Source organism: Marinobacterium aestuariivivens (genome assembly GCF_042661465.1).
GTDB classification, from domain to species: Bacteria; Pseudomonadota; Gammaproteobacteria; order Pseudomonadales; family Balneatricaceae; genus Marinobacterium_A; species Marinobacterium_A aestuariivivens.
Genome location: NZ_JBHSWE010000001.1, coordinates 787234 through 808030 on the forward strand (window position 1 = coordinate 787234; position 20797 = coordinate 808030).

The 20797-nt window shown below is 63.5% G+C and carries 21 protein-coding genes and 2 pseudogenes; 7 read left to right on the forward strand and 16 right to left on the reverse strand.

Translation table 11 applies throughout. The features are described from left to right. Positions 1-386: 386 nt before the first annotated feature. Complete coding sequence (locus tag ACFQDL_RS04090) at positions 387-1220, reverse strand: sterol desaturase family protein (protein ID WP_379907925.1); 834 nt, start codon at positions 1218-1220, stop codon at positions 387-389. A gap of 77 nt (positions 1221-1297) precedes the next feature. Then, positions 1298-1483, reverse strand: a complete 186-nt coding sequence (locus ACFQDL_RS04095) for an EamA family transporter (RefSeq protein WP_379907926.1) — start codon at positions 1481-1483, stop codon at positions 1298-1300. On the opposite strand from ACFQDL_RS04095, the gene ACFQDL_RS04100 reads away from it, so the two are divergent. Continuing rightward, positions 1466-1633: a hypothetical protein gene (locus ACFQDL_RS04100; RefSeq protein WP_379907927.1), complete on the forward strand. Its 168-nt coding sequence runs from the start codon at positions 1466-1468 to the stop codon at positions 1631-1633. The two genes, ACFQDL_RS04095 and ACFQDL_RS04100, sit on opposite strands and share 18 nt — an antisense overlap. A gap of 112 nt (positions 1634-1745) precedes the next feature. Here the strand turns inward: ACFQDL_RS04100 and ACFQDL_RS04105 are convergent, their stop codons facing one another. Next, positions 1746-1943 carry a hypothetical protein gene (locus ACFQDL_RS04105; protein ID WP_379907928.1) on the reverse strand — a complete coding sequence of 66 codons (198 nt, stop codon included), beginning with the start codon at positions 1941-1943 and terminating at the stop codon, positions 1746-1748. A gap of 376 nt (positions 1944-2319) precedes the next feature. Between ACFQDL_RS04105 and ACFQDL_RS04110 the strand changes: the two genes are divergently transcribed. Then, positions 2320-2967, forward strand: coding sequence for a TetR/AcrR family transcriptional regulator (locus tag ACFQDL_RS04110; protein WP_379907929.1), 648 nt, complete (start codon positions 2320-2322; stop codon positions 2965-2967). A gap of 81 nt (positions 2968-3048) precedes the next feature. On the opposite strand, the gene ACFQDL_RS04115 is transcribed toward ACFQDL_RS04110, so the two are convergent. Next, positions 3049-4305, reverse strand: a complete 1257-nt coding sequence (locus tag ACFQDL_RS04115) for a GGDEF domain-containing protein (RefSeq protein WP_379907930.1) — start codon at positions 4303-4305, stop codon at positions 3049-3051. A 236-nt stretch (positions 4306-4541) separates the two neighbouring features. Here ACFQDL_RS04115 and ACFQDL_RS04120 point away from each other — a divergent pair, with 236 nt between their 5' ends. Continuing rightward, the gene (locus tag ACFQDL_RS04120) at positions 4542-5045 is read left to right on the forward strand and encodes a globin domain-containing protein (protein WP_379907931.1); all 504 of its coding nucleotides are present in this window, start codon (positions 4542-4544) and stop codon (positions 5043-5045) included. Positions 5046-5238: 193 nt separating this feature from the next. Next, entirely contained in the window at positions 5239-5751 is a 513-nt protein-coding gene (locus ACFQDL_RS04125; RefSeq protein WP_379907932.1) for an NO-inducible flavohemoprotein, read from the forward strand. A 50-nt stretch (positions 5752-5801) separates the two neighbouring features. Here the strand turns inward: ACFQDL_RS04125 and ACFQDL_RS04130 are convergent, their stop codons facing one another. Next, positions 5802-6401, reverse strand: coding sequence for a hypothetical protein (locus tag ACFQDL_RS04130; RefSeq protein ID WP_379907933.1), 600 nt, complete (start codon positions 6399-6401; stop codon positions 5802-5804). Positions 6402-6708: 307 nt separating this feature from the next. Between ACFQDL_RS04130 and ACFQDL_RS04135 the strand changes: the two genes are divergently transcribed. From ACFQDL_RS04135 to ACFQDL_RS04145, 3 genes and pseudogenes are all read left to right on the forward strand, one after another. After that, on the forward strand, positions 6709-8067 hold the full coding sequence (locus ACFQDL_RS04135) for an 8-oxoguanine deaminase (protein WP_379907934.1): 1359 nt from the start codon (positions 6709-6711) through the stop codon (positions 8065-8067). Between the two features lie 198 nt (positions 8068-8265). Next, a pseudogene (gene gpt, locus ACFQDL_RS04140) lies at positions 8266-8756 on the forward strand (xanthine phosphoribosyltransferase). Between the two features lie 70 nt (positions 8757-8826). Next, a complete protein-coding gene (locus ACFQDL_RS04145; RefSeq protein WP_379907935.1) occupies positions 8827-9846 on the forward strand; it encodes an adenosine deaminase in 1020 nt (339 codons plus the stop codon). A 36-nt stretch (positions 9847-9882) separates the two neighbouring features. On the opposite strand, the gene ACFQDL_RS04150 is transcribed toward ACFQDL_RS04145, so the two are convergent. The 11 genes and pseudogenes from ACFQDL_RS04150 to ACFQDL_RS04200 all read right to left on the reverse strand — a co-directional run bounded on the left by ACFQDL_RS04150 (position 9883) and on the right by ACFQDL_RS04200 (position 20796). Next, positions 9883-12219: a DNA polymerase II gene (locus ACFQDL_RS04150; RefSeq protein ID WP_379907936.1), complete on the reverse strand. Its 2337-nt coding sequence runs from the start codon at positions 12217-12219 to the stop codon at positions 9883-9885. A gap of 1 nt (position 12220) precedes the next feature. Beyond that, the gene (mvaD, locus tag ACFQDL_RS04155; protein WP_379907937.1) at positions 12221-13219 is read right to left on the reverse strand and encodes a diphosphomevalonate decarboxylase; all 999 of its coding nucleotides are present in this window, start codon (positions 13217-13219) and stop codon (positions 12221-12223) included. Further along, complete coding sequence (locus tag ACFQDL_RS04160) at positions 13206-13718, reverse strand: mevalonate kinase family protein (protein ID WP_379907938.1); 513 nt, start codon at positions 13716-13718, stop codon at positions 13206-13208. Before ACFQDL_RS04160 ends, mvaD begins: the two co-directional genes overlap by 14 nt. 10 nt (positions 13719-13728) lie before the next feature. Further along, positions 13729-14094, reverse strand: a pseudogene (locus tag ACFQDL_RS04165) (GHMP family kinase ATP-binding protein); the annotation flags it as partial. Positions 14095-14405: 311 nt separating this feature from the next. Beyond that, on the reverse strand, positions 14406-14627 hold the full coding sequence (locus tag ACFQDL_RS04170) for a hypothetical protein (protein WP_379907939.1): 222 nt from the start codon (positions 14625-14627) through the stop codon (positions 14406-14408). Beyond that, positions 14627-15406 carry a mevalonate kinase family protein gene (locus ACFQDL_RS04175; protein WP_379907940.1) on the reverse strand — a complete coding sequence of 260 codons (780 nt, stop codon included), beginning with the start codon at positions 15404-15406 and terminating at the stop codon, positions 14627-14629. Before ACFQDL_RS04175 ends, ACFQDL_RS04170 begins: the two co-directional genes overlap by 1 nt. Further along, positions 15400-16566: a hydroxymethylglutaryl-CoA synthase gene (locus ACFQDL_RS04180; RefSeq protein ID WP_379907941.1), complete on the reverse strand. Its 1167-nt coding sequence runs from the start codon at positions 16564-16566 to the stop codon at positions 15400-15402. The genes ACFQDL_RS04175 and ACFQDL_RS04180 overlap by 7 nt, the downstream gene beginning before the upstream one ends. A 14-nt stretch (positions 16567-16580) precedes the next feature. Then, the gene (gene fni / locus ACFQDL_RS04185; RefSeq protein WP_379907942.1) at positions 16581-17612 is read right to left on the reverse strand and encodes a type 2 isopentenyl-diphosphate Delta-isomerase; all 1032 of its coding nucleotides are present in this window, start codon (positions 17610-17612) and stop codon (positions 16581-16583) included. Continuing rightward, positions 17612-18646: a hydroxymethylglutaryl-CoA reductase gene (locus tag ACFQDL_RS04190; RefSeq protein ID WP_379907943.1), complete on the reverse strand. Its 1035-nt coding sequence runs from the start codon at positions 18644-18646 to the stop codon at positions 17612-17614. The genes fni and ACFQDL_RS04190 overlap by 1 nt, the downstream gene beginning before the upstream one ends. Positions 18647-18779: 133 nt before the next feature. Continuing rightward, a complete protein-coding gene (locus tag ACFQDL_RS04195) occupies positions 18780-20090 on the reverse strand; it encodes a TolC family outer membrane protein (RefSeq protein ID WP_379907944.1) in 1311 nt (436 codons plus the stop codon). Positions 20091-20163: 73 nt separating this feature from the next. Next, the gene (locus ACFQDL_RS04200; RefSeq protein WP_379907945.1) at positions 20164-20796 is read right to left on the reverse strand and encodes a helix-turn-helix transcriptional regulator; all 633 of its coding nucleotides are present in this window, start codon (positions 20794-20796) and stop codon (positions 20164-20166) included. Position 20797 lies beyond the last annotated feature (1 nt).

The window sequence follows — 20797 nt, forward strand, 5'->3', positions numbered from 1 at the left end:
TGGATGCTCTCTTGAATCTGAAGTCCGGTATTGCACGCCGCTCAGCCCCGTACCCTGCCCAGCGGTAACCGAAGGCGGACTACAGGCAACGGCAAAGGCTGCTCTAGTGGAATGATCACTGGAACAACACTATATCTTGTGCAAACCGGATGAATGGGCACTAAATATAGTTACACCGCGTTTTTTCAATACTTGATTTGCCCCGGCGTTGGGTGTAGCCCCGGCCCTTTTCAGCCTCGAATCCCGATAACCCGGGACCTGCGTCCATTCACCGCGCCACACAAATTTTGTAAAAAAATTCCTTTACAAAACCGCCCTTTGAACCATTGCGCCAATGGCGAAAAACCACTGATCAACCGTTGTACAGAATCGCGCCACCAGCCGATTCATGATGCGCCCCTCCCGGCATCGGAGCGCGGCTGGTCCGACGCCTGGGGTGAAGACTCGAACGGTAGCCAGAGCAGCCGCGCAAGGCCGAGACGGGACGGCTGCCGATAGTCGGCCAAGCCGATGGTCATGGCCCGGTGACCGGCTTCGGGCTGCGCCCGATAGGTACCGAACAGCCGGTCCCAGCAGGCGAGGAAGAAACCGAAATTGCTGTTCGTCTCCTGCGCAATGACCGAATGGTGGACCCGGTGCATGTCGGGCGTCACCAGCAGCCTGCGCAGCTGGCCATCCACAACGGCCGGCAGCCGCAGGTTGGCATGGGTAAAGAGCGCCGCCCCGCTCAGGGTCGCCTCGAACGCCAGCACGACCCAGGGCGAGATGCCGAGCGCCGCCACCACCGCGACCTTGTACAGCAGGGACAGCAGAATCTCGAACGGGTGGAAACGAAAGCCCGAACTCAGATCCAGCTCCAGGTCCGTATGATGTATCCGGTGCAGCCGCCATAGCAGCGGCACCGCGTGGAAAAGCACATGCTGAAAATAGATCGCCAGGTCCAGCAGCACGAATCCCAGCAGTGCCGTAAACCAGCCCGGCATTTCGACCAACCTGAACAGCCCCCAGCCATGGCTCTGGGCATAACCGGCCATCAGGAAAGCCGCGGCTCCCAGCGTCAGCCGCTGGGCCACTACATCGACGAGCAGCAGACCTGCGTTGATCGCCCAGCGCCGGCGCCGGGGCTGGCGACGCAGACGGCGGGGCCATCGGGCCTCCAGCAGCGCAACGGCACCGAAGAGGGCGATAAACAGCAACAGGCGAAACAGGATCTCAGACACGCATTTCCCACCCTGACAGATCGTTCGGTTGCCTGGTTTGCTACAGAGACAGCGCTGCTGCCACGCCGTTCCCCGAACTAGCGATCCCGCCCGGGTCGCTGCAGCAGCCAGCGCCAGCGGTTGATCAGCAGCGCCAGAAAGATCAGCGTACAGCCGGCCAGCTGCAGCGCCCCCATGCGTTCATCGAGCCAGAAAACGCCGAGAATCGCTGTCCATACCGGTTCCAGGGTGAGGATAATCGCCGCATGACTGGCCGTCGCCATGCCCTGCGCCTTGATCTGAAAAAGAAACGCAGGCTGGTCGCGATCAGGATACTGGCCAGCAGCCAGCCCAGCGCCTGCCAGCCCGGCGCCTCCCAGGACTCCAGCAGCAGTGAGGCGGCCAGGGCGATCAGTCCGACCACCGTCAGTTGAATCCCGGTCAGCGCCACCGGCGGTATGCTGACGGCGAAGCGGCTGTTGAGATTGAAATGCACCGCCAGAATCACCGCGGCGGCTACGAAGAAGGCATCGGACGCGCTGAAGCTCAAGCCCCCTCGAGGGACAGGCAAGCCATGCCGAGGGTCGCGACCAGCACCGCCACCCAGGTACTGGCCGTGGGCTGCTGACGGAAAAACAGCCAGCCCACCACCGGCACCAGCACCACTCCGAGGCTGCTGATAAAGGCCCCCACCCCCAGGTGGGTGGCGTGAAAGAGCCCCAGGATCCAGCACAGCATCGCCATGCCCATCACCACACCGGTGGCGCCGGCACGGCGCCAGGCGCCAGGGGAGCCGTCCGAGCTCAGTCCAGCCGACGCTGCTCACCAAAAGGCCGGCGAGCAAAAAACGAACCCCCATAAAGCCCATCGGTGGAAACCCCTGCAGCGCCTCATGGGAAAAGATCCAGCCCATGGCCGCCAGCAGGGTGACCAGCAGCAGCAGCAGGTCGGCCTGCAGACTCTTGGTTGTCATTCCGAACCAGTTCCTTCTGTTCTCAATTCATCGCCAAAACCATCCATTCTATGTCACAGACCGACATACCAACAGCCGGGGAGCCCCACAAGCGCAGCCCCTTCCCGTATAATGCCCCCTTGATTTCGATGATGAGAGTGACCAGGCATGCAGTTCGAAGTGGACGCTCACCGGGCGGACAGGCCCGCCGGCCGCATACGGCAACAGAACGAAAAGCTGATCCTGGAGGCCGCCGAGCAGGAATTTGCCCGTCACGGCTTCAAGGGCACCAGCATGCAGCAGGTAGCGGATCGCGCCGGCCTGCCAAAAGCCAACATCCACTACTACTTCAACAACAAGCTTGGGCTCTATTACGCCGTGCTGGCCAATATCATCGATCTCTGGGACAGCACCTTCAATGAGCTGAGCGCCGATGACGATCCCGCTGTCGTACTGCCGCGCTATATCGCCACCAAGATCGAGTTTTCGCGCAAGTACCCGCAGGCCTCTCGCGTGTTCGCGATGGAAATTCTCAGCGGCGGCCCGCATCTGAGTCAGTATTTCCAGCAGGACTACCGCGACTGGTTCCGGTCCCGTGCGGCCGTCTTCGAGCAATGGATCGCAGCCGGCAAAATGAAAGCGGTCGACCCTGCCCATCTGATATTCCTGCTCTGGGGCGCGACCCAGCACTATGCCGATTTCGCCGTCCAGATCGAGGCGGCACTGGGCCAACAAACGCTGGCCCCCGAGGTCTTCGACACGGCCACCGAAACCCTCACGGAGATCATCCTCACGGGCTGCGGCATCCGGCGGTAGGAACAGGGAAAGCGGACGACCACCCCGCCTGCATGCTTCGCTGCAGACCAGAAATGGGGGCGGTTTCGGCAGGCCCTGGCATCAGGCGGCGCAGACCACCCGGTCCCGCCCCTGGTCCTTGGCCAGATAGAGCGCTTCGTCGGCCTCCTTGAGCAACTGCCTGGGATTGCTCTCCATTGACGGCACGAGACTGGCCACCCCCATGCTGATGGTGACCAGGTCGCTCACTTTCGAAGCACGGTGGGAGATGCCCAGGGCCTTGACCGCTTCACGCATCTGGTCCGCCAGCCTCATCGCATCCTCCAGAGAGGTTCCAGGCAGCAGCACGGCAAACTCCTCGCCGCCGAACCGGGCCACCGAATCCCCGGCGCGGCGGGCATGCATGTCCAGTTCATGGGCCACCGCCTTCAGGCACTCGTCACCGAGCAGGTGACCGTAGTGGTCATTGAAGTCCTTGAAGTAATCGATATCGCAGATAATCAGCGACAGCACCGTTTCGGTACGCAGGGCACGGCTCCATTCGTCGGCGAGCAGTTCGTCGAAATAGCGCCGGTTGGGGATCTCGGTCAGGCCGTCGATCGACGACAGCTCGTAGAGTTTTTCGGCGAGCGTCTCGGCACGCTGCTTTTCCACGCGCAGCTGCTTCTCGGTATTGATCCGCCTGACCAGATCCTGACGCAGCTGATCGTTCAGTTTCAGCACCCGACGCTGTTCCTTGCGCAGGTCCCGCAGCAACTGCTCGTTGACCATATTGGTCGACATGAAACCCTCGAAGACCTGATAAATCCGAAAGGTCGAGCGCTGGGTGAAAACGAAGAAGGCGATGCAGATCAGCCCCATCGCCACTTTCTGCGGCAACATCGACACCAGCAGCAAAATCGACAGTGGCAGCAGGGTGATCGCGGAAAACAGCAGGTACAGGCTCGGAGAGACCGACGCCGTGCTGGCCACGCTGCCGGCCACCATGCCAGCCAGGCAGACATAGATGAACGCCGCTTCGGAAAAGGGCAGCGTCAACTCGACGTAGAGGCCGATCGCGGCCCAGCTGATCGCGGCCATCACCACGCTGACGGAATACAGCTGTTGCCAGCGGGCGACATCTGGAAGGTCCGCCCGGGCCCGCTGCGCCTCCAGTCGCAGATAGAGACCGAGGCGAAACAGTACGATCAGGCCGGCGGCCAGCAGCCAGACAGGGAAAAAAGCGTCCTCTGTTCGCCACCAGTAATAGCCGCCTGCACAGAGTGCCACAAAAGCGGTACCGGCCAGGGCGACCGGCGTCTGCTCATGCTGCGCCTCGAGAAGCCTCCTGCGCAGATAACGAGCATCCAGACGACTCATCGGGGTCAGACCTATAGAGTAATGGGCGCATCCCTGATCCGGTAATCTCAGCAAACTCGCTGGTTCGTTTTTTCTGTCCTGTTCTATTGACCATAGACCCTGGGGCACAGAACTGTCATCCAGCGGCGACAAAAAAGGCCCCGTTCGCCGGCCAAACAGCACTTGACGGCAACATACATATATCGATAATACACCTTCTTAACATATATCAATTTTACATTTTAAGGATAAGAAATATGCTGGCCCCGCATCATATCGCGATCGTGCAATCCACACTGCCGCTGCTTGAATCCGCCGGCAGCGCCCTGACCGAACATTTCTATGCCCGGATGTTCCGTGAGAACCCCGAGCTCAAGGAGGTGTTCAACCTCTCGCACCAGCATTCCGGCCAGCAACCGGTCGCTCTGTTCAATGCGATCTTCGCCTATGCCCGCTATATCGACAACCCGGGCGTCCTGGCCCAGGCCGTCGAGCGCATCGCGCAGAAGCACACCGGCTTCCTGATCCGCCCGGAGCAGTATGATATCGTCGGTCATCACCTGCTCGAGACCCTTCGCGAGCTGGCACCGGACGCAGCCACTCCCGAAGTGCTCGAGGCCTGGGAGCCGCGTACGGACAGCTGGCGGCCATCTTCATCGGCCGCGAAGCCGAGATCTACGACCAGGCAGAAGCGGCCACCGGCGGCTGGCGCGGCAAGCGCCGTTTCCGCCTGGCGGAGAAGCGTGCCGAGAGCGAGCTGATCACGTCCTTCGTCTGGGCCCCGGTCGACGGCAAACCGGTCAGCGACTACAAGCCGGGCCAGTATCTGAGCCTGTCGATCCAGGATGAGACGCTGCCGCATCATGAGTTCCGCCAGTACTCGCTGTCCGACGCCCCGAACGGAAAAACCTACCGCATCAGCGTCAAGCGGGAGCAAAGCCCCTCCCCGGCCAGGTGTCCAACTTTCTCCATGACCGCATGGAGGTCGGCGACGAGATCGACCTGCTGCCCCCCGCCGGCGACTTTTTCCTCGACATCGCAAAGACCACGCCGGTGGTGCTGTTGTCCGGCGGAGTCGGACAGACCCCGATGCTGAGCATGCTCAATACCCTGGTGCAAAAGGATCATGCAGCGCCGATCCACTATCTGCACGCCTGCGAAAATGGTCGCCAGCACGCCTTCCGTGACCACATTGCCACGCTCGACAGCCGGCACGAGCAGCTGCACAGCTTCAGCTGGTACCGCTCGCCGCTGGACAGCGATGTCATCGACCGGGATTACGATGCCGTGGGGCTGATGGACCTGGCGCCGCTGAAAGCCTCGATTCTGCAGGACAACACCGAGTTCTATTTCTGCGGTCCGATCGCATTCATGCGTGCGATCTACAAACAGCTCAAGAGCTGGGGCCTCGAGGACAGCCGTCTGCATTACGAACTCTTCGGTCCGCATCAGACGCTGGAAGACTGACCGACAGGTGACGCGTAACGCGTCACCTGTTACCTGTTACCTGTCACCCGTTATTCCCGATACTGCTGCCAGTCCCGCCGCCAATACGCATCCAGGCGGGGCAGCAGCGGGCGCACGATGGCCCGGTCCGCCGGTTCGACCGCCGCCACGACCCTGGCCAGCACGGCAAGCTGAGTCATTCTCGCCTGCAGCTGCGGCGGCATCAGGGCCAGCATCTGCGGATCCATCCCGTCCATGCCGGCGGCCAGCTGCAGCAGCTCCGGCCCGGCCTGATCGGCCTTCAGCGCCGCATAGCCCAGCAACACCTGATCCCCGACGCGGGCCCAGTCCTCTGCGCTGGCAAATCCGCCTTGCCGCACCAGCCCCGTGAGCTCACGGTAGTCTCCGGCCTGTCGCTGACGCAGGATTTCCAGCCCCTTGCGATGGGGCTGGAAAGGTTCGCCGCTGCGCGGCTGCAGCTCACCCTGCAACTGCTGACCGAGCACCGGATCCAGGCGGTCGGAAAAGGCCCGCACCTGTGGCAACAGACTGACATAGGCCTCGGCCAGTTGCCTCGAGAGCGGCGAATTCGCCTGGGCCTGGAAAGCGACGCCGAACAGCATCAGCGGCAACAGCCAGATGCAGAAAAAGGAACCTTTGGTGGACGACATGGGAGACCTCGTGAGTGGTGAGGCGTGAGGCGTGAAGCATGAGGTATCATGCCAGCTCCGCTTAACGCTTAACGCTTAACGCTTAACGCTTAACGCTTAACGCTCATTATGATTCTTGAGGGGCAATGCTGTACAGCAGCTGAGCCGCACTTGAAGAGCGTGGCGGGTCGTCGCATAATGCTCACTATTGCCCAAAGTTTTGTATACATAACTCCCGATCGGAGCACGGCGAAGGGTTCACGCCTAAAACAACCCGATGGCCCGACAGCGCGCTGTCGGTACGCAATCTGTTTTAGGAACCCCATTCATGACTCGACTCTGGATCAAGAATCCCCTCGCCATCTACACCGGCACCGAGCAGGACGCTGCCGGCGGTATCGTCGTCAGCGGCAGCCATATCGTCGAACTCGTTGGCCGCGGCCAGCAGCCCTCCGCACCCTGCGATCAGGTATTCGATGCCGGCGAGCACGTAGTGCTGCCTGGCCTGATCAACTGCCACCACCACTTCTACCAGACGCTGACCCGGGCCTGGCCCGGTGCCCTGAACAAGGAGCTCTTTCCCTGGCTCAAAAGTCTCTATGGCGTCTGGGCCCATCTGGATCCGGAGATGCATGGCCAGGCCACCCGGCTGGCGCTGACCGAGCTGCTGCTGTCCGGCTGCACCACCGCCGCCGATCACCACTACCTCTTTCCCAATGGCATGGAGGAGGCGATCGATGTGCAGGTCGAACAGGCAAGGGCCTCCGGCGTACGGGTAATGCTGACGCGGGGTTCCATGAGCCTCGGCGAAAAGGATGGCGGCCTGCCGCCCCAGAGCACGGTCCAGAGCGAGGAGCAGATTCTCGAGGACAGCGAACGGCTGATCAACCGCTACCACGAGCGCGGTGACGGCGCCCGGGTCCAGATCGCGCTGGCCCCCTGCTCGCCGTTTTCGGTCACCACCGGGATCATGCGCGAAAGCGCCGCCCTCGCCGGGCGACTGGATGTACGGTTGCATACCCACCTGGCCGAAACCCTCGATGAGGAAACCTTCTGCCAACAGCGTTTCGGCATGCGTACCGTGGATTATCTCGACAGTGTCGGCTGGCTGAACGGCCGCACCTGGCTGGCCCACGGCATCCATTTCAACGACGACGAAATCGCCCGCCTCGGGCGCGCCGGCGTCGGTATCTGCCACTGTCCGAGCTCGAACATGATGCTGGCCTCCGGCATCTGCCGCAACCTCGAGCTCGAAGCGGCCGGCGCACCGGTCGGCCTGGGAGTCGACGGCTCGGCGTCGAACGACGGCTCCAATATGATCAGCGAAGTACGCCAGGGCATGTACCTGCAGCGTCTGCGTTACGGCGCTTCGAAAGTCACCCATTTCGATGCCTACCGCTGGGCCACCGCAGGCTCCGCCCAAGTACTCGGCCGTGACGATATCGGTGTGCTGGAAGCCGGCAGGCAGGCCGACCTGGCACTGTTCCGTCTCGACGAACTGCGCTTTTCCGGCAGCCACGATCCCCTGGCCGCGCTGCTGCTGTGCGGCGCCCAGCAGGCCGACCGGGTCATGGTCGGCGGCGCCTGGAAGGTGGTCGACGGCACCCTGCCGGACGTCGACCTCGAACAGCTGCTCGCCGGGCATCGCGCCGCCGCGCAGCGGCTCGCCGCAAAGGCAATGGTGTAGGGTGGAATGAGCCTGCGAATTCCACCGGTGCTGCACATTTACTCCGTGGTTGGCGTTGATTGGCCCCGCTGCTTGCTGGTATCCCCGGTGGAATTCGCTTCGCTCATTCCACCCTACGAATCGGCTACTGGTTAGAAAATCCTGTCGAATCGGTTATGATTTCGCGGTCGCTACAGAGCAAACGATGGAGAACGACCGATGGCCTCCGTGCCCTACCGAAAAGACTTTCCGGTTTCCTGGGAGGAACTGCACCGCAATGCCCGGGCTCTGTCCTGGCGCCTGCTCGAACAGGGCCCCTGGAAAGGCATCATTGCCATCACCCGGGGCGGCATGGTGCCCGCCGCAATCCTGGCCCGTGAGCTGGACATCCGGCTGATCGATACCGTCTGCGTCACCAGCTACGGCAAGAGCGACGATGGCGCGGAAATGGCCCGGGGTCAGCTCAATATCCTGAAAAGGGTCGAAGGCGACGGCGAAGGCATGATTCTGGTCGACGACCTGGTCGACACCGGCAAGACCGCCCAGTGCGTGCGCGATATGCTGCCCAAGGCCCATTTCGCCACCATCTACGCCAAGCCGGCCGGCAAACCCTGGTCGATACCTTCATCACAGAGGTCAGCCAGGACACCTGGATCCGCTTCCCCTGGGACATGGACTACACCTTCGCCACGCCTCTGGCGGACCGATAAGAGGGTGACTCTGGCATCCGTCGTCTTTTTCGGTTTAACTCAGGGAAGATTCAAGCGAAGGAGACGGCGTATGGAACACTTTCTCAGCAGCATGCCGAAGGCCGAGCTGCACATGCATCTCGAAGGCAGCCTGGAGCCCGAGCTGATGTTCGAACTGGCCCAGCGCAATGGCATCGAGTTGCCCTGGGACACCGTCGACCAGGTACGGGCCGCCTACAACTTCGGCAACCTCCAGGACTTCCTGGACCTCTACTACCAGGGCGCTGGTGTCCTGCAGACCGAGCAGGACTTCTACGACCTGACCTGGGCCTACCTGAAGCAGTGCGAGACGCAGAACGTCATCCATACCGAGCCCTTTTTCGATCCCCAGACCCATACCGCCCGCGGTATCGATATCGGCACCGTCATCAGCGGAATCGACCGGGCGCTGCTGCACGGTCGCGAGCAGCTCGGCATCAGCAGCCGGCTGATCCTCAGCTTTTTACGTCACCTCAGTGAAGAGGACGCCTTCCGGACCCTGGAACAGGCCCTGCCCTACCGCGACAAATTCGTGGCGGTCGGCCTCGACAGCTCCGAAGCCGGCAATCCGCCGGCCAAGTTCCAACGCGTCTTCGAGAAAGCGCGCCACGAGGGTTTCCTGACCGTTGCCCACGCCGGCGAAGAGGGCCCGCCCGAATACGTCTGGCAGGCGCTGGACCTGCTCAAGGTCTCGCGTATCGACCACGGCGTCAGAGCCAGCGAGGACCCGGCACTGATCGAACGTCTGGCGCGCGAGCAGATCCCGCTGACCGTCTGTCCGCTGTCGAACGTACGGTTGCGGGTATTCAGGAGCCTCGACCAGCACAATATCCTGCAACTGCTCGAACAGGGCCTCAAGGTGACGGTCAACTCCGACGACCCGGCCTATTTCGGCGGTTACATGGGGGAAAACTTCATCGAGATGTCCCGCCAGCTGCCGCTGACCCGGGACCAGGCCGTGCAGTTGTCGCACAACGCCTTCGAGGCGGCCTTCGTCTCAGACGACGAAAAAGCCGCGATGCTCCGGCGCCTCGACGACTTCGTTACCGGTTACGGCAACGCCGGGGCTTGATTCGTATGTCTACAATTTGTTCGACCATTGAGGTGATCAAAACAGTCCAAGCTGCGGGGCGACGAGGGAGTCGAAATCCTGGCCGAGAAACGGCAGCAGGGTGTCGACCACCGGTTTCAGCTGACGATCGATATAGTGCTGGTAGTCGATCGGCGAGCCATGGAACTCCAGCGGCTCCGGGCCATTCACCGTGATCAGGTACTCGACGCGGCTGCCGGCCCGGTAGGGACTGCGCCTTCCCTCCCGGAACAGTGCCTGTTCCGCCTTCAGTGCCGCCTGCACCTGGGGCGGGCGGTTGCGCTGATACTGATCGAGCGGCCGGCGCAGCCGCTTGCGGTACACCAGCTCCCCGTCGCGCCGGCCCGCCAGCACCTCGTCCACGGTGGCACGGATAAAAGCCTCGAATGGCTGCCCCCGGAACACCCGCTCATAGAGTTCCTGCTGCACCCGCCGGGCCAGCGGCGTCCAGTCGGTGCGCACGTTTTCCAGCCCCTTGAACACCAGTTCGTCGCCGCCGTCGGCCTGGCGCCGGAGGCCGGCGTAGCGCTTCTTGCTGCCCTTTTCGGAGTGGCGCATGCGCGGCATCAGAAAGCGGCGGAAATGGCTCTCGTACTGGATCTCGAGAAAGCTCGGCAGGCCAAAGCGCTGCTCGAGCTGGCGCCGCCACCAGTCATTGAGATGCAGCGCCAGCGCTTCGCCCGCCTTGTGGGCCTCGTCGTCGCTGCAGTCGTCGCCGAGCCAGACGAACACCGAGTCGGTATCCCCGTAAATCACCCTGTAACCGAACTGCCGCTCGATCTCGTCGCGGGTACGGTTTAGGATCTCGTGCCCCCGCAGCGTGATCGAGCCGGACAGGCGCTGGTCGTAGAAACGGCAGAGGTTCGAGCCGAGCACGCCGTAGAAGGAGTTCATGATGATCTTGATGGCCTGGGACAGCGGCGCGTTGCGTTCGCGCTTGGCTTCGTCGCGTGCCTGCCAGAGGCGCTCGATGATCGACGGCAGGATGCTGCGGCTGCGGGCGAAGATGGCGCCGTTGAAGCCCGGTACCAGATCGTCCGGATCGGCGCCCTCGCGCAGCCCCTCGGCCAGGCCGCAGGGATCGACGCAAAAGGTGCGGATGATGCTCGGGTACAGGCTCTTGAAATCCAGCACCAGCACCTGGCGATAGAGCCCGGGCTGCGAGTCCATCACGAAACCACCGGGTATCGACAGGCCGGTCAGGCCCGAGGCGTATTCGGCGGCGACATAGCCGCTGCGGTGCAGCCGCGGCAGGTACTGGTTGTCGAACGCCGCGGCCGAGCCGCCGACCTTGTCCAGCGGCAACCCGGTGAGACGGCAGCGCTCGACGAGAAAGTGCAGCAACTGGGCCCGTTCGAAGATTTCCTGCACCAGCGCGCAGTCCTCGAGATTGTAGCGGGCCAGGGCCACGGGGTCCTCGCGGTAGAGACGCTGGATCTCGGCGCCGCGGGCATCCACATGATCGATCAGCTTGCCCCGCCCGAGCAGCTCACGGGCCACGAACTCCAGCGAAAAGCTCTCGAACTGCCAGGTCGCCCCGCGCAGGGTATCGATACCGTCGATCACCAGCCGTCCGCCGAGACGCACGAAGCTCTTGCCCTGGCCGGAGCGCACCAGCTGCGCCGGCTCGGTGTCGCGCCCCAGGCGCAGTTTCAGACCCAGCGCCCGGGCCCGCTGCTCCAGCACCCGGACGTCGAAGTCGATAACATTCCAGCCTATGAAGATGTCGGGATCGAAGGCCTCGACCTCCTCCAGAAACCGCTGCAGCAACGCTTTCTCGTCTGCGACGAACTCGAGCCAGTCGCGGTTTTCCCCCTGACCGCAGAGCAGCACCCGGCCGTACCCCGCGGCCTGAAGACCGATGGAGAGAATACGGTCGGCACTGAGCGTGGTTTCCAGATCGATCGACAGCATCCGCAGCCGGGGCCGGTAATCGGCGGCCTTCAGTCGAGGCTGGCCGTCCCGAAACCACTGCACCTCGACTCCGCCCTGGATAAAGCGCTCCATCAGGTAGCGGTCCACCGGGCGGATGTCCTCTTCCAGCAAGGCCACCCCGGCTGCTGCGAGGCATTCGGTCACCTGGCGCAGCCGTTTGAGACTGCGGCAATAGAGTGCCGCCACGGGCTCGCCGGTCAGATCCCGCAGCGGACGCTCCTCGAGACGCCAGTCTTCAAGGCCCTGCAGAGCGTCGGCGACCCGCTCGACCTCGCGGAGCCGCACGAAGAACACCGCCTCCTGGCCCGGAACGCGGACTTCCCTCGGTCCCTGGTCGGTGCTGACCCAGTAAGTCAGCTCGATGCCATCCCGCCGGTCCCGCTGCTGACGGCTCAGTATGAAACCGGTAACGGGCTCCACCTCAGTCTCCGAACGGCGCCACGACCTCGAGACCGGCAAAGGCCTGTTCGACGGCCGCGCGATCCCGAGCCTCGAACAGCAGCTTGAGATTGGGCCCGGCATCCATGGTGAAATAGAGCGCCAGCCCCTGCTCGCGCAACTGCCAGACCCGCTGCATCGCCGCCACGGACTCCGGCTGCCAGTACAAAAGCGGCGGCCAGGAGGCGATCATGGTGGCATGCATCGACAGGGCGTTCTGCTCGGCGGTCTGGCCCAACAGCGCAAAGTCGCGGGTCTCGATTGCCCGATGCAGCTTCTCGAGATCCGCCGCCGCCTGCAGCGGCCAGCTCTGGTAGAGGTGGGCGGTTTCGAGGGTACGCTGCATGCCGGCCCGGCTGCCGACCGCCTTTTCGCCGGTGGCGACCTTGACCAGACCGATCTGCAGCCCTGGCCAGCGCGCCTCCAGCGGCACGCCATGGGAGTCCATGCCGTCGTCATGAATGCCGTCCTGCCACTCGACGAAACCGTCGAACAGGGAGCGGCAGGCGCTGCCACTGCCCAGTCGCGCAAAAGCCGAAAGCACCGTTGGCTCGAGCGCCAGTTGCAACCATTTGTCCAGCGCCAGGGTCAGGGCGGCGAAGCCCGAGGCCGACGACGCCAGGCCCGCCGCCGTCGGTATGTTGTTCTCGGTATGCACATGCACCGGCAGCACGCGGCCGGCGCGGAACAGCTCGATGAACGCCAGCAGCTTGGCGGCAAAGTCCCCGCTACTGTCCTGCTCGATACCGTTGAGCCAGACCCGGTCGCGCCCGTCGGGCGAGCGCTGCAGCCGGGTACGGGTGCCCAGATGCCCCAGCGACACCGACAGGCTGTTGTTGATCGGCAGGTTCAGTTCGGCATCGCGCTTGCCCCAGTACTTGCACAGGGCGATATTGCTCGGTGCGAACGCCTCGGCCTCGTCCAGCGGCGAGAGCTGTGCCGGCAACCGAGACTGCACCAGTTGTTGTCTAGAGATACTCAATGCTGACTCCCTCTCCGCTGACGGCGACCGGAATGGACTCGAAATCGGCCGCCAGCTGTTCATCCCGTCCCAGCGCCAGCACGCAGTCACCGAGCCCCGAGCCGCTGATCTTGCTGCCCTGCACCCCGGGACTGTGCCGCAACCGGTAGACCATCTGTGCCAGGGTCGCGTCGTTGACGCCCAGGGCATCCAGCAGCCCCTGGTAGACATTCATCAGCCGCCCCAGCGCCGGCCAGTCCTGTCTGAGGATAGCCGTTTCTGCCTGTTCGGTGGTAGCGCCCATAAGGCGGTAGAGCTGCGCATTCAGGTTTTCGAAACCGGCGGATGCCTCGGCCACCCGGGCCAGCACCTGCGGCGTAGGGGTCTTGTAGCCGCAGTAATAGAGCCCGATGGGCGGCAGCCCGGGCAACGCGTCGATGCGTCGCGGCGAGACACTGTAGCCGACCAGCCCCCTGGACACTGGCCGCCAGATCGGTGCCGGAGCCACGCCCCTGGACATGGTGGATCACAGCCAGTGCCGAGTCGAAGATATTCGTCTTTTCGGTGTTTTCGCCAGCATGAGCCAGCAGCGCCGCGACCAGCGCCGCCGTCACCGCCGCCGAGGAACCGAGCCCGACGGTGTGGGAAAAGTCCGATTCGATCTCGAGATCGAAGCCGCCCGGCAGGCGTTCGACGAACAGGCCGATGGTGGCGAGCACGAAGCTCAGACGCGGCTCGTGCGGCAGGCAGTCGAGGCTGCCCCCGACCTCGGCCAGCGCCGACCGGATCTGCAGCCGGCGATCACGGCGCGGCAGTAGTCGCAGATGCATGTAGCGGTCGACGGCGCAGGCGATGGCCCGCTCGCCGAACAGCACCGAATGTTCGCCCATCACCATGATGCTGCCGGGCGCCGAAACCCGGATTTCACGCAAGTTGTCCAATTTTGCCAGAACCTCCCCTATCAACCTGTAGGATGGGTGGAGCCGCTTCACTGCCTTGTTCGCCAAGCTGCACCGAGTCTATGGCGGCGCAACCCATCATGCGTGATAGGCACCATGAGCCCCTCCGGCATACATGGTTGATCGCAAACTACGCTGACCAGGCATCCAGAAACCCTGTATGCCTGATGGGTTACACCGCCGGAAACAGCGGTGCATAACTGATCGGCACTACCGGTCGCGGCTCCACCCATCCTACATCAGCTGATCTACAGCAACCGCACGCCTTCGCGGTCCTCGTGCAATTCGCCCCACTGCCAGCCCCGCGGCAGTCCCAGCCGGTCGGGTGTGCCCTCCGGCAGCCGGAGCAGCATCAGCCCGCCCCTGTCGCCGGAGATGGCGCCGGCGCCGCAGATCTTGGCGGCACCGCCGCACTGTTCGACCTGCTCGGCGAAACGGCTGAGCTCCGCCGGCACCACACCGATTCGCATCAGCAGCCGGTGGTTTTCCCGCACCAGCTCGGCAATTTCGCCCCCTGTCCCAGCGCCGCCTCCAGCCGGGTCGTCAGATCGGCGAATTCGCTCCAGATATCGGAATCGGCGAAGCCGCGGCGCACATGCTCGACACAGGTGCCGGTGCTGCTCGACGGCGTACCGGTAAAGAGCCAGTACCAGCCCGGCCCGAGCCCCTGCGATGGCAGCGGCAGGCTGTCGATCCGGTCATTCTGAACACGCACCAGACCGCCCAGGCAGACCGTAGCGGCATCGATCAGGCTGCCGCGGCCATGCTGCAGACGCTCGCAGTGGCGCACCTGCCGGATCAGCTCGTCAGTGTTGTCGAAGTGGCCGAAGAGTTTCAGCAGCGCCGCGATCAACGCGGCCGACGAGCCCATGCCCGCGCCGACGGGGATGTCGGAGTCGATCCGCACCCGGCCGCGCGGCAACTGCTCGAGGCCGGACAGCAGCCGCGCCATGTCGACGGCGTAGAACACCAGTTCGCCGGGCTTGCCGAGGATCTGGCCGATACTGAGTTCGCCGCGCAGATAGCGCTCGAAGTAGCTGTCGAGCCGGCGCCGCAGGGCGGCGAACTTTTCCAGTCCCAGGGCATGGGCCTTTTCCCGGCTGTGCCAGCTGAGCCGGGGCAGCCGGTCCGGCTCGAAGCTCACGTCCATGTGGCGGTCCACGGCCAGCGCCAGTGCCGGCTTGCCGTAGACCACCGCATGCTCCCCGCTAAGTATCAGCTTGCCGGGGGCACGGGCATGCTTCAGCACACGACATATTCACGCTTGTGGTGGGAAATGGCCGCCAGGCGGAACCGACCGGTGGTCGAATGCGGAATCTCGAGGTGGTCGCCGTCGCGGGGGTCCGGATAGCGATACAGCTCGAGGTACTCCTCGTGGCTGACCTCCTGACGCGCTTCGAGCATGCGCCAATGCGCGTCACGGTGCAGACAGCGCTCGTAGCCCTCGACCACCCGGCCGGAGAAGAACTCGGCGACGCAGCCGGAACCGTAGCTGAAGAAACCGATACGCCTACCCGTCAGGTCCTGACGGCCGTTCTCGAGCAGCGATGCCAGGCCGATGTACATCGAGGCCGTATAGCTGTTGCCGATGGCGCGATTGTAGAGCAGGCTGTCCTCGATCTGCCGCTCCAGCTGCTCGGAACCCAGCGGGCTCTTGTTGAGCTTGGCCAGATGCTGGTGCGCCTTCTGCGCCATGCGCCCGAACGGCAGGTGATAACAGAAGTGACTGAAATCGCCGAACGCCAGCGGGCTCGCCTCGCGGAAATGCTCCCAGGCCCTTTTCAGCGACTTGAGGTAGATCTTGGTGGAGTACTTGCCGTCCACCAGCGCAGTGCTGCGGTAGTTGGGCCGCCAGAAATCCATCACGTCCTCGGTGTAGCTGCCGACTTCGGGATCGATTTCGACCAGGCGGGGATTGGCGGTGATCATCATCGCGACGGCGCCACAGCCCTGTGTCGCTTCGCCCGGGGTGCCGAGATCGTAGCGGGCGACATCGGATGCCACCACCAGCACCTTGCTTTCGGGCTGCCGGGCTACCAGCGCACAGGCCATCTGCAGGGCAGCGGTGGCGCTGTAGCAGGCCTGCTTCAGCTCGACGACGCGACAGTTCGGCTGCAGTCCGAGCAGGCGGTGCACATAGACCCCCGCTGCCTTGGACTGGTCGATGCCGGTCTCGGTGGCGAACAGCATCGTGCCGATGCGGTCCGATCCGACCGTTTCGACCAGCGGCATGGCGGCGTTCGCCGCCATGGTGACGATATCCTCGTCGGGCGCCGCCATGCCCATTTTTTCCTGCCCTATACCGACATAATACTTGTCCGGATCGGTCTCCTGGGCCTGCGCCAGGGTGCGCAGATCCAGGAAGTAATTCGAGGTATAGAAGCTTATTTCATCAATACCGACTGACATAGATGGTTTGGTCCTCAACGCTCCTCAAGAACAAGAGCCTGGTTCCTGAACAGCGACGCGATATCCGGAGTTCCCAGCAGAAACATGGCGATTGTAAATTCCCTGCGCAACTGTTCGATAACAGTGACCACGGCATCCGCAGAGTCCATGGCAGGCCGCAGGAAGGGCGCCGCCAGGCCGCACAAAGAGGCGCCGAGTATAACAGATTTCACCATATCAATCCCATCTCTGAGCCCGCCGCTGGCGATCAGCGTCGCGCGATCGCCAAAGGGCTCGGCCAGGCGCAGCGCCGTCGGCGTCGGGATGCCCCAGTCCTGGAATCGCAGCCCTGTCGGATCCTCGCCGGCATTGCAGCGGTGGTATTCGATACGGCTCCAGGAGGTGCCGCCGCTGCCGGCCAGATCGAACAGCCGTACGCCCTGGGCGAGTCCTGCGGCGATCGCCTCGGGACCCAGGCCGCAGCCGACCTCCTTCAGGATCAGCGGCACCGACAGCTGGCCGGCCAGCTCGCCGATACGCGCGCTCAGCCCGGCGAAATCGGTATCGCCCTCGGGCTGGATCGCCTCCTGCAGCGGATTCAGGTGCAGATAGAGCGCATCGGCACCGAGACAATCCACCGCCTGCTGGCAGTGTACCGCTTCGAAACCGTAGTTGAGCTGAACGGCGCCGATATTGGCCAACAGCACCGTGGTCGGTGCCAGTTCGCGCAGCTCGAAGCTGGCGCGGGCCTCTGGCTGGGTGAACATGACCCGCTGCGATCCCACGCCCAGGGCGACCTGGCAGCGCTCCGCCGCTTCGGCAAGGTTGCGGTTGATGCGCCTGACCAGATCATGATCGCCACCGGTCATCGACGAAATCAGCAGCGGAAAGCTGAGCCGCTTGCCGAGGAACTCGGTCGAGGGGTCGACAGCGGCCAGGTCAAGCTCCGGCAGCGCCCGGTGACGCAGCCGGATACCGTCGAAGTGGGCGCCGTTGCGCTCGATCGCCGGGTCCCGCTCGATCGCGCGGATATGCTCGATCTTGCGCTCGTTGGTCGGGTCCGACATCATCGCTCCAGCTTGAGGTGAGCCTCCATCAGCTCGCCGGGATTGGTCTGGGCCGCCAGCAGCGACAGTTCGCCGCAGAGCACCGTGGCCCCGCAGATCGCCGCCAGACGGCGGGCGTTGGCGCCGGGCTCGCGCTCTTCGCGACAGCCCAGCTGCTCGAGGTTCTCTTCGACGAAATCGAGCCCCTTGCCGTTCCCGACGGTGCCGACGATCAGGTTCGGCAGCGTGCAGGAGAAGTAGAGATCGCCGTCGCGAACTTCGGCATGCACCACGCCCTGAGAGCCCTCGATGATGTTGGCCGCATCCTGGCCCGTCGCCAGGTAGAAGGCCAGCAGCATGTTCGCGTAATGGGCGTTGGCGCTGCGCAGACCGCCGGCCATCAGGGTACCGATAAGGTTCTTCTTGATATTGAGGTCGACGATTTTTTCCGGTGTGGTGTGCAGCCTGCGCTCGCACAGGTCGCGCGGTACCAGCAACTCGGTCACCACGTACTTGCCGCGTCCGAGAATGCCGTTGACCGCCGTCGCCTTCTTGTCGGAGCAGTAGTTGGCCGAGATCGACGAATAACGCAGCCCCGGGTACCGGGTCAGGATCCAGGGGATCAGCTGGTCCGCGGCGTTGGTCACCATGTTGTGGCCCGATGCATCGCCGGTGGTGAACTCCAGCCGCAGGTAGATCAGGTTCGCCACCACCTGGGAGTGGATATCGATCAGCCGGGCAAAACGGCTGCTGCGCCCGACCACCTCGTTGAGCTCCGGCTGACGCGCCTTGAGCGACTCGATCGCCTGGTGGGCGGCCAGGGCATCCTCCGCTTCCAGCAGGATCGAGCGGGTCATGCGCTCGTCGATCACCGACGTTTTGATGCCGCCGGCCAGAACCGAAACGCGTGCGCCACGCCCGACCGAAGGCCAGAGCGGGGTTTCATAGGTCGCGAGCGGAACCCAGACCTTTTCATCGACGATATGGCCGGTCAGCCGCATCGGACCCACCAGCCTCATCGGGACCGGGGCCTGCAGTATCTTGTGTGCTTTCATCAGTTGCGCCGCGCCAAAAATCGAAAGTAATGTGCCAAAAACAAAAAGGGTTGCGCCACGCAACCCTTGGGATCTGAATGCTCAGGCAGCGCGGATTTTATCCAGCCGCCTGAGCAGATGCAAACCGGCGCCGTTACCGGGAGGCGTCCGCCATCTCCGGCGAGCCGTCCATTTCGCCGTTCTGCGGCAGCGGCACCTCGAGGGTATCGAGCAGCTGCCCCATGCCGCTGACGACACGGTACTGGGCGATGAGGTAGTCGAAGGTGGTGTCGGTCAGGGAGTTCTGCGCCGAGAACACCTCGTTTTCGGTATCCAGCAGGTCGAGCAGCGAACGCTGGCCGATATCGAACTGTTTCAGATAGGAATCCCGGGTCTGCTCCGCCGAGCCGACATAGGTTTCGAGGTACTTCATCTGCTGACCCAGGATCTCGTAGGCGTTCCAGGACAGCCCGAGCGACTGGGTGACCTGGCGGTCGGCGCTGTTGCGGATCTCTTCGGCCTCGTGGATCTGGTGCTGGGTCTTGCGGATACGGGCCTTGTCGGTGCCGCCGTTGAAGATGTTGTAGCGCATGCGCAGCATCGCCGTGAAGTCTTCGTTCTGCCCTTCCACGCCATCGATATCGTGGTACCAGGTACGCTCCATCTCGAAGTGAAGGGTCGGATAAAGACGGCTGAAGGCCGCCTCGTACTGTGCCTGGGCCGCTTCGATATCGGCCGCCGCCAGCTGCAGCGTCGGCTGGGTCATGTCGGCCTGCTGCAGCGCCTGCTCGTAGCTGGCGGGCAGCGACAGATCGACCGGCACCTCGTAATCCTCGGGCGGCTCGACGCCGACCACGCGGATATAGTTGGCGCGCGCATCGCGCAGGTTGTTCTCGGCCGCCAGCACGTTGACCTCGGACAGCGCCAGACGGCTTTCCGCCTGCTGTATCGAGGCCAGGCTGCCAAGCCCCGACTCCGAACGGCGGCGGATCTGGTCATAGATGGTGACGTGGTTGCCGAGCGTCTGCCTGGCCAGACGCAGCAGCTCCTGGCGGCGCACGACCTCGAGGTACTGGCGGGTCGCGTCGAGGGCGAACTGCTCCGCCACTTCACGCACCCGGGCATCGGCCGAACGCAGGCGCGCTTCCTGGCGTGCGACCTCGCTCTGGGTGCCCTCGCCGTCGAACAGCATCTGGCGGAAGTTCAGCGTCGCCTCGCTGCGCCACAGGTCCTCGTCGCCGTCACCGTCAGGCTGGTTATCTCGGGTGGTGGGACTGTCGGTCCATTCACGACCGATGCCCAGCAGCATGTCGATATCCGGATAGAGACCGCCCATGGCTTCGCGCACTTCCTCGCGCACCGCCCGGCGGGCGTTGATCGCGGCGGCGACCTCCGGATTGCTCAAGATGTTGTCGGCTATGACATCCTGCACCGACGTCGCATGCGCCACCTGAATCGCCGACATCAATGTCATTCCTGCGATTATCCCTGTCCTGATACCCATCTTCCTGTTCTCCCTAAAATGTCCATCTACGGCGTTAGTGTTGTCGTTCCTGAGCCTTCGCCATCAGTATCAGCGAGACCCGGTCGCCGGCTCCCGTTTTTCTGAGAATGGCGCTGATATGCGCCTTGACCGTACGTTCGGTGATCTTCAGTTCCCTTGCAATCACCTTGTTCGCTACGCCGCTGATCAGTATATCCATAACCTGCTGCTCACGCTCGCTGAGATCGGCGGCGAGTCCCAGGCGCTCGGCCTGAACCGACAGCAACTGTGCCGGCTGGCCATTGAGCAGTCGTTTCAGCAGCTTCTGCATCACCAGCGGACTGGCCCAGATATCGCCGCGTCCGACGGTTTCGATCAGTTGCTGCAACAGCGAACCGGTAATGAAAGTGCTGGCATACGCCCGGGCACCGAGGGCCAGCATCCGTATCCCCTCGTCGTCTCTTGGCCGGTCCGTCAGCACCGCATACAGCTGTCCCCCGCTCTGCAGCGCCTTGAACAGCGGATAGCGGTACTCCTGCGGCAGCGAATCCAGATGCAGCAGCAGCAGACCACCGGGCAGCCCCAGCTCCAGCGCATCAAAATGCAGACGCCGCGCCGACCAGCCATGAAGCAGTCTCTCCCAGCGCTCCCCCACATTCCTCTGTGTCGAATAATATCCCAGTTCCATC